Origin of the sequence: Pseudomonas guangdongensis, assembly GCF_900105885.1 — a bacterium.
Lineage (GTDB): Bacteria > Pseudomonadota > Gammaproteobacteria > Pseudomonadales > Pseudomonadaceae > Geopseudomonas > Geopseudomonas guangdongensis.
Genome location: NZ_LT629780.1, coordinates 1,272,839 through 1,285,036, shown reverse-complemented (window position 1 = coordinate 1,285,036; position 12,198 = coordinate 1,272,839). Strand labels below are relative to the sequence as shown.

At 71.0% G+C, this 12,198-nt stretch carries 7 protein-coding genes and 1 tRNA gene; 2 read left to right on the top strand and 6 right to left on the bottom strand.

Annotated elements, in window-relative coordinates; all coding sequences use genetic code 11:
• Positions 1 to 110 precede the first annotated feature (110 nt).
• Both BLU22_RS06150 and BLU22_RS06145 read left to right on the top strand, forming a co-directional pair.
• The gene (locus tag BLU22_RS06150; protein ID WP_090212935.1) at positions 111 to 3,116 is read left to right on the top strand and encodes an EAL domain-containing protein; all 3,006 of its coding nucleotides are present in this window, start codon (positions 111 to 113) and stop codon (positions 3,114 to 3,116) included.
• 102 nt (positions 3,117 to 3,218) lie between these two features.
• Positions 3,219 to 3,295 (top strand) — tRNA-Ile (locus BLU22_RS06145).
• A gap of 153 nt (positions 3,296 to 3,448) precedes the next feature.
• Here the strand turns inward: BLU22_RS06145 and gcvP are convergent.
• From gcvP to BLU22_RS06115, 6 genes are all read right to left on the bottom strand, one after another.
• Complete coding sequence (gene gcvP / locus BLU22_RS06140; RefSeq protein ID WP_090212933.1) at positions 3,449 to 6,325, bottom strand: aminomethyl-transferring glycine dehydrogenase; 2,877 nt, start codon at positions 6,323 to 6,325, stop codon at positions 3,449 to 3,451.
• A 97-nt stretch (positions 6,326 to 6,422) separates the two neighbouring features.
• Positions 6,423 to 6,806 carry a glycine cleavage system protein GcvH gene (gene gcvH / locus BLU22_RS06135; RefSeq protein ID WP_090212932.1) on the bottom strand — a complete coding sequence of 128 codons (384 nt, stop codon included), beginning with the start codon at positions 6,804 to 6,806 and terminating at the stop codon, positions 6,423 to 6,425.
• A gap of 98 nt (positions 6,807 to 6,904) precedes the next feature.
• On the bottom strand, positions 6,905 to 7,990 hold the full coding sequence (gene gcvT / locus BLU22_RS06130) for a glycine cleavage system aminomethyltransferase GcvT (protein WP_090212930.1): 1,086 nt from the start codon (positions 7,988 to 7,990) through the stop codon (positions 6,905 to 6,907).
• Positions 7,991 to 8,074: 84 nt separating this feature from the next.
• The gene (locus BLU22_RS06125; protein ID WP_090212929.1) at positions 8,075 to 9,691 is read right to left on the bottom strand and encodes an ABC transporter permease; all 1,617 of its coding nucleotides are present in this window, start codon (positions 9,689 to 9,691) and stop codon (positions 8,075 to 8,077) included.
• 139 nt (positions 9,692 to 9,830) lie between these two features.
• Positions 9,831 to 10,832, bottom strand: coding sequence for an extracellular solute-binding protein (locus BLU22_RS06120; RefSeq protein WP_090212927.1), 1,002 nt, complete (start codon positions 10,830 to 10,832; stop codon positions 9,831 to 9,833).
• Positions 10,833 to 10,935: 103 nt separating this feature from the next.
• Positions 10,936 to 12,153: a 2-octaprenyl-3-methyl-6-methoxy-1,4-benzoquinol hydroxylase gene (locus BLU22_RS06115; RefSeq protein ID WP_090212925.1), complete on the bottom strand. Its 1,218-nt coding sequence runs from the start codon at positions 12,151 to 12,153 to the stop codon at positions 10,936 to 10,938.
• Between the last annotated feature and the right edge of the window lie 45 nt (positions 12,154 to 12,198).

The following is a 12,198-nucleotide window of genomic DNA, read 5'->3' as shown; positions in this document are numbered from 1 at the left end:
CGCGACGGCTCGTGACAAGCCCCGGCACCGCAAGGTCCCGGGGCTTTTTTACGCACGGCGGCAGGCGAGCTTCTACACTTTCGCGACAACCGCGCAATCGAGGGACCGTCATGCTGCGCCTGAAGGCTCCGGCCACCTTGTGCCTGGCACTGCTGCTCGCCCCGCCCTGCCATGCCGCCCTCGCCGACTGGATGTCCGCCGAGGCCGACACGCCAGCCCTCCTCGCCGCCCTGTCCGCCCTGCTGGCGACCCTCGTAGCCCTCGGCTACCGACAGCGCCTGCAGCGGGCACGGCATCTGCTCGCCGAACGCAAGCGCCATCCGGGCCTGCCGGGCGATCCGCAGAGCCTCGCCCGCCTGCCCCTGGCCAGCTGGGAAATGCGCCAGGCCGACCTGCGCTTCAGCCACATGTCCGGCCAGGTCGAGGCGCTGCTCGGCTATCCGGCCGACGCCTGGCTCGACGCCGACTTCCTCGGCCGTACCCTGCATCCCGACGATGCCGAGGCCACTCTGGCCGCCTACCGCGCGGTCAGCGCCGAGGCGCCGCTGCTGCGCCACAGCCACAGGCTGATCGGCGCCGACGGCCGGCTGCGCTGGGTGCTGAGCCTGGCCAGCTTCCGCGCGCTACCCGACGGCCCCGGCCTGGCCGGCCTGCTGATCGACATCGACGAGGAGCGCCGCAGCCAGGAGCTGTTCCGCAACGCCTTCCTGCACAGCCCCGACATCATGCTGCTGCTCGACCGCGACGACGGACGCATCCTCGCCGCCAACCACTGCTTCGCCCACCACAGCGGACTCGACGCCCGCCAGCTCGCCGAACGCCCGGTCAGCGAGCTGCCGATCTGGGGCGATCCCCGCCAGGGCGAGCAGCTGCTGCAGCGCCTGCAGGCCGGCGAGGTGCAGAACCTGGAAATCAGCCTGCAGTGCGGCGCCGACAGCGAGTTCAACGGCCTGCTCTCGGCCCGCCACCTGCAGCTCGGCCGCCAGCCGGCGCTGGTCGTGGCGCTGCGCGATCTCGCCGCGCTGCGCCAGACGCGCCAGCAGCTGCGCCTCTCCGAGGAGAAGTTCGCCAAGGCCTTCTGCGCCACCCCGGATGGCCTGATGATCACCCGCCTGCACGACGGCCAGCTGCTCGACGTCAACCCCGGCTTCACCCGCATCACCGGCTACGCCAGCGAGGAAGCCCTGCGGCACACCACCCTGAGCATCGGCCTGTGGCCCAACGCCCTGGAACGCAAGCGCCTGCTGCGCCGCCTGGAGCAGGAGGGCAGCGTGCAGCACATGGTCGTGCAGATCCGCAACCGCGCGCAGCAGCTGCGCCTGTGCGAACTCAGCGCCCAGCCGCTGCAGATCGACGGCCAGGCCTGCCTGCTGAGCATCATCCGCGACATCACCGAGCGCGAACGCATGCAGGAGAAGCTCCAGCAGGCCGCCGCGGTATTCGAGAACACCGCCGAAGGCGTGATGATCACCGACCTGGAGCAGCACATCGTCGCGATCAACCGCGCCTTCAGCGCCATCACCGGCTACAGCGAGAGCGAGGCCCTCGGCCAGACCACCCAGCTGCTGGCCGGCTCCCAGCACAACCAGGAACTGCGCCAGGAAATCCACCTCGGCATCGAGCAGGACGGCCACTGGCAGGGCGAGATCTGGAGCCGGCGCAAGAACGGCGAGCCCTACCCGGCCTGGCTGACCATCAGCGCGGTGCGCAACGGCAGCCGCGAAACCACGCACTTCGTCGCCGTGTTCGCCGACATCACCCCGCTCAAGCATGCCCAGGCGCGCCTCGACTACCAGGCCCACCACGACCCGCTGACCGGCCTGCCCAACCGCCTGCTGTTCGAGAACCACCTGCAGATGGCCCTCGACGAGGCGCTCAACGAGCAACGCCGCGGCGCCGTGCTGTTCCTCGACCTCGACCGCTTCAAGCACATCAACGACACCCTCGGCCATCCGGTCGGCGACCTGCTGCTCAAGGGCATCGCCCGCCGCTTGCGCGAACAGCTGCGCGAAGTCGACACCGTGGCGCGCCTGGGCGGCGACGAATTCATCGTGCTGATGCCCAGCGTCCACTGCATCGAGGACGTCGAGCTGGTCGCCAACAAGCTGATGAGCGCCTTCGCCCGCCCGTTCCGCGCCGGCGAGCACGAGTTCTTCATGAGTTCGAGCATCGGCGTCAGCCTGTTCCCCGAGCACGGCGAGGACGTCGCCACCCTGGTCAAGAACGCCGACGCCGCCATGTACCGGGCCAAGGCCAAGGGCCGCAACCGCTTCGAGTTCTACAGCGCCGACCTGAGCTTCCAGGCCACCGAGCGGATGAACCTGGAGAACGACCTGCGCCGCGCCCTGGAGCGCGGCGAGCTGAGCCTGCACTACCAGCCCAAGCAATGCCTCAACGACGCCCGTTTGGTCGGTGCCGAGGCCCTGCTGCGCTGGCACCATCCGACCCTCGGCGACGTGCCGCCGGACCGTTTCATCGCCATCGCCGAGGAAAACGGCAGCATCGTCGAACTGGGCGACTGGGTGCTGGAACAGGCCTGCCGGCAGATGGCCGCCTGGCAGGCCTGCTACGCCGACTTCGGCCCGCTGGCGGTCAACCTCTCCGGCCCGCAACTGCGCCAGCCGCACCTGAGCGCGCGCATCGGCGAACTGCTGCAGTCCTGCGGGCTGAGCCCCGACAAGCTGCAACTGGAAATCACCGAAACCTTCGTGATGAGCCAGAAGGAGGAAGCGCTGCCGGTGCTGCAAAGCCTGCGCGAACTGGGCCTGCAGCTGGCCATCGACGACTTCGGCACCGGCTACTCCTCGCTCAGCTACCTCAAGCGCCTGCCCATCGACACCCTGAAGATCGACAAGTCCTTCGTCGACGGCCTGCCCGACGACCCCAACGACGCCGCCATCGCCCGCGCCATCATCGCCCTGGGCCGCAGCATGCAGCTGACGGTGATCGCCGAGGGGGTGGAAACCAAGTCCCAGGAACGCTTCCTCGCCCTCGAAGGCTGCCAGCAGATCCAGGGCTACGTGCTCAGCCGACCGCTGCCGGCCGAGGCCTTCGCCGAGCGCTTCCTGGTCGCCCGGGACGTCACCCTTGGCGCCGACACACGGGCATCGCTATAATCGCGCCGCTCTGCTGCACAGGCTCCCCGCCACGGGAGCCCGGCAGGCGGCCAGGACGACACCCCGCGCCCTGCCCCGCCCGGATCGCGCAGCATCCCGTTGGGGCCTATAGCTCAGTTGGTCAGAGCAGGCGACTCATAATCGCTTGGTCGCAGGTTCGAGCCCTGCTGGGCCCACCACATGCACAACGCTCAGGCCCGCCTCGCTGCGGGCCTGAGTCGTTTTCGGGGGTCGGCGACTTTCCAACCCGCCTCCCGCAAGCCGTTGCCGCCAGCCAACGAGACCGGCTCCGGCAATGCCGCTCCGCGCCATGCGACGGCCCAGCTTCCCGCCTACCCCCGCCAGTCCTCCAGCGCCCCGCAGCCGCAGACCAGTTGCCGGTCGCCCAGCACGTTGTCGATCCGGTTGACCGCCGGCCAGTACTTGCTCGCGCGGGTATGGGCGGTCGGGGTCACCGCTTCGGCGATGCTGTAGGGACGGCTCCATTCGGCGGTGACGTCGGCCAGGGTGTGCGGCGCGCGCTTGAGCGGGTTGTCGTCGGCCGGCCACTCGCCGGACTCGACCTTGGCGATCTCGGCACGGATCGCCAGCATGGCTTCGACGAAGCGATCCAGCTCGGCCTTGGATTCGCTCTCGGTGGGTTCGATCATCAGGGTACCGGGCACCGGGAAGGACATGGTCGGCGCGTGGAAGCCGTAGTCCATCAGGCGCTTGGCGACGTCCTCCTCGCCGATCCCGCTGGCCGCCTTGAGCGGGCGCAGGTCGAGGATGCACTCGTGGGCCACCCGGCCGTGGCGGCCGCGGTAGAGCACCGGGTAGGCGCCGTCGAGGCGCGCGGCCAGGTAGTTGGCGTTGAGGATCGCTACCTCGCTGGCCTCGCGCAGCTGCGGGCCGAGCATGGCGATGTACATCCAGCTGATCGGCAGGATCCCCGCGCTGCCCCAGGGCGCAGCGCTGACCGCGCCGTTGCCGGGCCGCGGGCCATCCAGTTCGACGACGGGGTGGTTAGCGAGGAACGGCGCCAGGTGCGCCTTGACGCCGATCGGCCCCATGCCCGGGCCGCCGCCGCCGTGGGGGATGCAGAAGGTCTTGTGCAAGTTGATGTGCGCCACGTCGGCGCCGAAGTCGGCCGGGCGGGCCAGGCCGACCAATGCGTTGAGATTCGCCCCGTCCATGTACACCTGGCCGCCGTGGGCGTGGATCGCTGCGCAGATCTCGCCGATGCCTTCCTCGAACACCCCGTGGGTCGAGGGATAGGTGATCATCAGGCAGGCCAGCCGCGCGCCGGCCGCCGCGGCCTTGGCCGCGAGGTCGGGCAGGTCGACGTTGCCGCTGCCGTCGCAGTCGACCACCACCACCTGCAGGCCGAGCATCGCCGCGCTGGCCGGGTTGGTGCCGTGGGCCGATGCGGGGATCAGGCAGATGTCGCGCTGCGCCTCGCCGCGGCTGGCGTGCCAGGCGCGGATCGCCAGCAGCCCGGCGTATTCGCCCTGGGCGCCGGAGTTGGGCTGCAGGCTGATCGCGTCGAAGCCGGTGATCGCCGCCAGCCAGGCCTGCAGGTCGGCGAACAGCCGTGCGTAGCCGCGCGCCTGTTCGCGCGGCGCGAAGGGGTGCAGCTCGGCGAAGCCCGGCCAGCTGACCGGCAGCATCTCGCTGGCGGCGTTGAGTTTCATGGTGCAGGAGCCGAGCGGGATCATGCTGCGGTCCAGCGCCAGGTCGCGCTCCTGCAGGCGGCGCAGGTAGCGCAGCATGGCGGTCTCGCTGTGGTGGCGGTTGAACAGCGGATGTTCGAGCAGTGCCGAGGTGCGCGCCAGCGCGGCGGGGAGGCCGCCGGGCAGCGCCGGATCGTCGCCCAGCACGGCGGGGTCGAGGCCGTGACCTACGCCGAGGAAGATCCGCAGCAACTGCGCCACGGTGTCCAGGGTGCAGGTTTCGTCGAGGCTGACGCCGAGGCGCCCGCGGCCGAGGATGCGCAGGTTGATCCGCGCCGCCTGGGCGCTGTCGAGGATCGCTTGCTGGGCGCCGCCGACCTCCAGGGTCAGGGTGTCGAAGAAGCAGCGGTTGAGGCGGACGATGCCGCCGCGTTCGAGGCCGGCGGCGAGGATCGCGGTGAGCCACTGCACGCGCCCGGCGATGCGCCTGAGCCCCGCCGGGCCGTGGTAGACGGCGTAGAAGGCGGCCATGTTGGCCAGCAGCGCCTGGGCGGTGCAGATGTTGGAGTTGGCCTTCTCGCGGCGGATGTGCTGCTCGCGGGTCTGCAGGGCCATGCGCAGCGCCGGCTGGCCGCGGGCGTCCTTCGACACGCCGATGATCCGCCCGGGCATGGCGCGCTTGTACTCCTCGCGGCAGGCGAAGAACGCCGCGTGCGGGCCGCCGTAGCCCGGCGGCACGCCGAAGCGCTGGGCGCTGCCCAGGGCGATGTCGGCGCCCAGCTCGCCGGGCGGGGTGAGCAGCAGCAGGGCCAGCGGGTCGCAGGCCACGCAGGCCAGCGCCTGCCGGGCGTGCAGTTGCTCGATCAGCGGGCGCAGGTCGCGGATCTCGCCGTGGGTGTCGGGGTACTGCAAGAGGGCACCGAACACCTCGTGCTGGCCGAGACGCTCCGGCGCGTCGACCACCAGCTCAAAGCCGAAGCCGGCGGCGCGGGTCTGCAGCACCGAGAGGGTCTGCGGGTGGCAGTTCTCGTCGACGAAGAAGCGCTGGCTGGCGCTCTTCGCCACCCGCCGGGCCATGGCCATCGCCTCGGCGGCGGCGGTGGCCTCGTCGAGCAGCGAGGCGCCGGCCAGCGGCAGGCCGGTGAGGTCGCAGGTCAGTTGCTGGAAGGTCAGCAGCGCCTCCAGGCGGCCCTGGGAAATCTCCGCCTGGTAGGGGGTGTAGGCGGTGTACCAGCCGGGGTTTTCCAGCACGTTGCGCAGGATCACCGGCGGGGTGTGGGTGGCGTGGTAGCCCATGCCGATCAGGCTGGTCCAGCGCTCGTTCTGCTCGGCGTAGCCGCGCAGGCGGGCCAGCGCGGCCTGCTCGTCGAGGGCCGGCGGCAGGGCCAGCGGGGCGCGCAGGCGGATCGCCGCCGGCAGGGCCTGGCCGATCAGCTCGGCGCGGCTGGCGAGGCCGAGCGCGGCGAGCATGGCGCGCTGCTCGTCGGCATCCGGGCCGAGGTGGCGGTGCAGGAAGGCTTCGGGTTGCAGCAGGTCGGCGGGACGGGGCTGGGACATGGCACGGACTCCGCAGGATTCCGGCCGCGGCGGCAGCCGGAGGCACAGGCAGGGAGCCGGCAACCCGCCGGCAGCGGGCTACCGGCGGGATCGGGGATCAGGCGTCGCAGCTGGCCTGGTAGGCGGCGGCGTCGAGCAGCTTGTCCAGCTCGGCGGCGTCGACCGGCTGCAGGCGATAGAACCAGGCGGCGTAGGGCTCGGCGTTGATCGCCTCGGGGGCGTCGGCCAGCGCCTCGTTGACGGCGATCACCGTGCCGGCCAGCGGCGCGTAGACGTCGGAGGCGGCCTTGACCGACTCGACCACGCCGGCCTGCTCGCCGGCGGCGAACTGGCGGCCGAGGTCGGGCAGCTCGACGAACACCACGTCGCCCAGGGCGGCCTGGGCGTGGTCGGTGATGCCTACGCTGACGCTGCCGTCGGCTTCCAGGCGGGCCCATTCGTGGCTGGCGGCGTAACGCAGTTCGGCGGGAGTGTTGCTCATGGTCGGAGTCCTTGTGCGGTTCGGTGCCGGGGCGCGGCCGGCAGGGAAGATGGCATCACGTTACACGGGCGCAGCCGCCGCGGCTACGCCCCGCCTCCTCAGATCAGCGGCTTGCCGTGGCGCACGAAGGCCGGCTTGACCACCCGTACCGGGTACCACTTGCCGCGGATTTCCACCTCGGCGCGCTCGCCGGTGCCGGCCGGCACGCGGGCCAGGGCGATCGACTTGCCGAGGGTCGGCGAGAAGCTGCCGCTGGTGATCTCGCCGTCGCCGAGCCCCTCGACGCGCACCGCCTGGTGGGCACGCAGCACGCCGCGCTCCTCCAGCACCAGGCCGACCAGCTTGGTTTCCGCGCCGCCGGCGGCGCGCTGCGCCTCCAGCGCGGCGCGACCGATGAAATCGCGCTCGGCCGGCTCCCAGGCCACCGTCCAGCCGAGGTTGGCGGCCTGCGGGGTGACCGTCTCGTCCATGTCCTGGCCGTAGAGGTTGAGCCCGGCTTCCAGGCGCAGGGTGTCGCGCGCGCCGAGGCCGACCGGGGCGATGCCGGCGCCGACCAGGTCGTTGAGCAGGCCGGGCGCCTCGTCGGCCGGCAGGAGGATCTCCAGGCCGTCCTCGCCGGTGTAGCCGGTGCGGGCGATGAACCAGTCGCCTTCGGCCTGGCCGTGGAACGGCTGCAGGGTGCGGATCAGGCTGGCGCGCGGCGGGGTCACCAGCTCGGCGCAGCGCTCCAGGGCGTGGGGGCCCTGCACGGCGAGCATTGCCAGGTCGTCGCGTTCGTGCAGCTCGACGGCGAAGCCTTCGCTCTGCGCGCGCATCCAGGCCAGGTCCTTGTCGTGGGTGGCGGCGTTGACCACCAGACGGTAGCCGGCGGCGCTGCGGTAGACGATCAGGTCGTCGATGATCCCGCCGGCCTCGTTGAGCATGGCGCTGTACAGGGCCTTGCCCGGGGCCTCCAGGCGCGCCACGTCGTTGGCCAGCAGGCGGCGCAGGAAGGCCTGGGCCTCGGCGCCGGCGACATCCACCACGGTCATGTGGGAGACGTCGAAGACGCCGCAGTCCTGACGCACCTGATGATGCTCCTCGACTTGCGAACCGTAATGCAGCGGCATGTCCCAACCGCCGAAATCGACCAGCTTGGCGCCCAGCGCCACGTGCAGGTCATAGAGGGGAGTACGCTGTCCCATGGGATCTCCTTCCGGGCGTCGAATGGCGCGCATTGTAGCCGCAAACCGTGAACGGAACATGCGCGCGGCCATGCGCCCGGCGGATCAGCCGTAGCGGCGCGCCGAACGGCGGATCAGGCCGATCACCGGCAGCAGGCCGACCAGCACCAGACTCAGCGCCGGCAGCGAGGCACGCGCCCACTCGCCCTCGCTGGTCATCTCGAACACCCGCACCGCCAGGGTGTCCCAGCCGAACGGGCGCATCAGCAGGGTCGCCGGCATCTCCTTGAGCACGTCGACGAACACCAGCAGCGCCGCACTCAGGGTGCCGGGCAGCAGCAGCGGCAGGTAGATCCGGCCGAACAGCCGCGCACCGCCGACGCCGAGGCTGCGCGAGGCCTCCGGCAGGGACGGGCGGATGCGCGCCAGGCTGCCTTCCAGTGGCCCGTAGGCCACCGCCATGAAGCGCACCAGATAGGCCAGCAGCAGGGCGTAGAGGCTGCCCAGCAGCAGCGGCTTGCCGGCGCCGCCCAGCGCGCTGGACAGCGGGATCACCAGGCGGTTGTCCAGCCAGCTGAAGGCCAGCATCAGCGCGACCGCCAGCACCGAGCCGGGCAGCGCGTAGCCGAGGTTGGCCAGGCCGACCAGCCCGTGCATGCGCCGGGTCGGCGTCAGGCGGCGGGCGAAGGCCAGCAGCATGGCCACCGTCACGGTGACCAGCGCAGCCAGACCGCCCAGGTAGAGGGTGTGCAGGATCAGCCCGAGGTAGCGCTCGTCGAAATCGAAACGCCCGCGCTGCCAGAACCAGGCGAGCAGCTGCAGCATCGGCACCACGAAGGCGCAGAGGAACACCAGGCCGCACCAGGCGCTGGCGGCCAGCGCCTTGACGCCGCGCAGGCGGTACAGCGGCGCGCTGCGTGCCCGCTCGTTGCCGGCGCGGCTGGCGCCGCGCGAGCGGCGTTCGACGTACAGCGCCAGCATCACCACCAGCAGCAACAGGCTGGCCAGCTGGGTGGCGCTGGACAGGCTGTAGAAGCCGTACCAGGTCTTGTAGATGGCGGTGGTGAAGGTGTCGAAGTTGAACACCGAGACCGCGCCGAAGTCGGCCAGGGTCTCCATGATCGCCAGCGCCAGGCCGGCGCCGATCGCCGGGCGCGCCATCGGCAGGGCGACCCGCCAGAACGCCTGCCAGGGCGACAGGCCGAGCACCCGCGCCGCCTCCATCAGGCCGCGGCCCTGGGCGAGGAAGGCGTTGCGCGCCAGCAGGTAGACGTAGGGGTAGAAGACCAGCACCAGCACGGTGATCACCCCGCCGGTGGAGCGCACCCTGGGCAGGCGCAGGCCGCTGCCGAACAGCTCGCGCAGCAGGTTCTGCACCGGCCCGGCGAAGTCCAGCAGACCGACGAAGACGAAGGCCAGCACGTAGGCGGGGATGGCGAAGGGCAGCATCAGCGCCCAGTCCAGCCATTTGCGCCCGGGAAACTCGCACAGCGCGGTGAGCCAGGCCAGGCTGACGCCGAGCAGCACCACGCCGCTGCCGACGCCGAGCACCAGGCTCAGGGTGTTGCCCAGCAGGCGCGGCATCTGGGTATCCCACAGGTGGCTCCAGATCTCGCCGTCCACCTCGCCCCAGCTCAGCAGCAGGACACTGAGCGGCAACAGCACCAGGGCGGCGATCAGCACCACCGGCGGATACCAGCGGCGTTGGGCTAAGTGGCTCACGCGGATTCCTCGACAAGACTGCGGCACCGCGAGGGCACCCGGAACGACTCACCGCAACGCCCGCGACGCCACGGCACCAGAACGAAAACGCCCCGGCCAGGGCCGGGGCGTCGAGTATATAACCGTTAGCGGACGCGAATCAGTTCCAACCTGCGCGATCCATCAGGCGGATTGCCTCGGCCTGGCGCTTGCCGGCCACTTCCACCGGGATGCTGTCGGCCTTGAACTCGCCCCAGGCGGACACCTCGGCGGAGGACTGGACCTTCGGGTTGGCGGGGAACTCCTGGTTGACGCCGGCGAACACTGCCTGGGCTTCCGGGGTGGTCATCCACTCCAGCAGCTGCTGCGCGGCGGCGGCGTGCGGGGCGTGCGCGGTAACGCCGGCGCCGGCCAGGTTGACGTGGACGCCGCGGTCCTGCTGGTTCGGCCAGAACAGCTTGGCCTTGAGGTCCGGCTGCTCCTTGTGCAGGCGGCCGTAGTAGTAGGTGTTGACGATGCCGACGTCGCACTGGCCGGCGTCGATGGCCTGGATCAGCGCGGTATCGTCGGCGAACGGATCGGTGGCCAGGTTGGCGACCCAGCCCTTGACGATCTGCTCGGCCTTCTCGGCGCCGTGAGTCTCGATCAGGGTGGCGGTCAGCGACTGGTTGTAGACCTTCTTCGCCGAGCGCAGGCACAGGCGGCCGTCCCAGTTCTCGTCGGCCAGCGCCTCGTAGGTGGACAGCTCCTCGGGCTTGACCCGCTCGGTGGAGTAGACGATGGTCCGCGCGCGCAGCGACAGGCCGGTCCAGGCGTTACCGCTGGAGCGGTACTGGCTGGGGATGTTGGCCTCGATGACCTTGGACTGGATCGGCTTGAGCACGCCCATCTGCTCGGCCTGCCAGAGGTTGCCGGCGTCCACGGTGATCAGCAGGTCGGCCGGGGTGTTGGCGCCTTCGGCTTGGAGGCGGGCCAGCAGCGGGGCTTCCTTGTCGGTGATGAACTTGACCTTGACCCCGGTCTTGGCGGTGTACTGGTCGAACACCGGCTTGATCAGCTCGTCGATCCGCGAGGAGTAGACCACGACTTCGTCGGCGGCCTGAACGGTACCGGCCAGGGTGGTCAGCATCAGGGCTGCCAGGAGCTGCTTGTTTGCCTGCATGGAGCGCGCCTCGTTGAGGGGGAGTAATGGCGAAAAATGATAGTTACTCCCATTTACTTTCTCAATAGGCAGAACCGTGCCGACCAACGGAATGTTTCGCGCCTCAGGCATGCGCCAGCGCCGGCAGGTCGCCGGACAGGCCGAGCGCCTGACGCACGAACAGGCCCTTGGCCAGGTGATGGCCGTCCATCAGCCGCAGGCCGGCGTTGCGCAGCCAGCGCAGGGCCAGGTCGTCGGCCTGGAACAGCCGCTCGAAACCTTCCATCGCCGCCATCATCGCCAGGTTGGCGGGCATCCGCCGGCGCTCGAAGCGGCCCAGCACACGCTGCCCGGCCAGCCGTTCGCCACGCCCGTGGGCGTGCAGCAGCACCTCGGCGAGGGTCGCGGCATCGAGGAAACCGAGGTTGACGCCCTGCCCGGCCAGCGGGTGGATGCTGTGCGCGGCGTCGCCGATCAGCGCCAGTCCCGGCTCCACGTAGCGCTTGGCGTGACGCTGGCGCAGCGGCAGGCACAGCCGCGGGTCGACCTCCAGCACCGCGCCCAGGCGCGCTTCGAAGGCCCGGGTCAGTGCGGCGGCGAAGGTGCCGTCGTCCAGCGCCATCAGTTGCTCGGCCTGCGCCGGCGGGCAGGACCAGACGATCGAGCACCAGTGGCGGTCGCCGTCGCGCTCTAGCGGCAGGAAGGCCAGCGGACCGGTGTCGGTGAAGCGCTGCCAGGCGGTGGACTGGTGGGGCTGCGCACAGCGCACGCTGGTGACGATGGCGTGATGCAGGTAGTCCCACTCGCGGGTCGCGCAGCCGGCCAGCTGGCGCACCGCCGAACGCGCGCCGTCGGCGGCGACCAGCAGCGGAGTGCGCAGCTGGCGGCCGTCGGCGAGGGTCAGCAGCCAGCCGTCGGCGCTGCGCCGCAGCTGCTCCAGGCGCGCCTGCGGCCACAGCTCGACCGTCGATGCCTGCAGCCGTTCGAGCAGGGCGTCCTGCACCACGCGGTTCTCGACGATGTGGCCGAGCACCTCGGCATGCACGCTGGCGGCGCGGAAGTCGATCTGCCCGGTGCCCGAGCCGTCCCACACCCGCATGGCGGTGTAGGGCGTGGCGCGCCGGGCGAGGATGCCGTCCCAGGCGCCGAGCCGGGCGAGAATCCGCCGGCTGGCCTCGGACAGCGCGCTGACTCGCGGCTCGAAGGGCTGTCCGGCGGCGAACGGCGCCGCCTCCAGCGCACCGCCGTCCAGCAGCAGGACGCGCAGGCCGCTGCCCTCCAGGGCCAGCGCCAGGGTGCTGCCGACCATGCCGGCGCCGACGATGATCAGATCTGCGTGCATCTGCGCTGCTCCTTGCCCTGCCGGGCGCTCGCGTCTCGAAGGAAG

What these genes read in the sequence shown, in the direction of transcription:
- BLU22_RS06150 (WP_090212935.1), top strand. Translation starts at nt 111, where the DNA reads ATGCTGCGCCTGAAGGCTCCGGCCACCTTGTGCCTGGCACTGCTGCTC.
- gcvP (WP_090212933.1), bottom strand. Translation starts at nt 6,325, where the DNA reads ATGTCCCAGCCCCGTCCCGCCGACCTGCTGCAACCCGAAGCCTTCCTG.
- gcvH (WP_090212932.1), bottom strand. Translation starts at nt 6,806, where the DNA reads ATGAGCAACACTCCCGCCGAACTGCGTTACGCCGCCAGCCACGAATGG.
- gcvT (WP_090212930.1), bottom strand. Translation starts at nt 7,990, where the DNA reads ATGGGACAGCGTACTCCCCTCTATGACCTGCACGTGGCGCTGGGCGCC.
- BLU22_RS06120 (WP_090212927.1), bottom strand. Translation starts at nt 10,832, where the DNA reads ATGCAGGCAAACAAGCAGCTCCTGGCAGCCCTGATGCTGACCACCCTG.
- BLU22_RS06115 (WP_090212925.1), bottom strand. Translation starts at nt 12,153, where the DNA reads ATGCACGCAGATCTGATCATCGTCGGCGCCGGCATGGTCGGCAGCACC.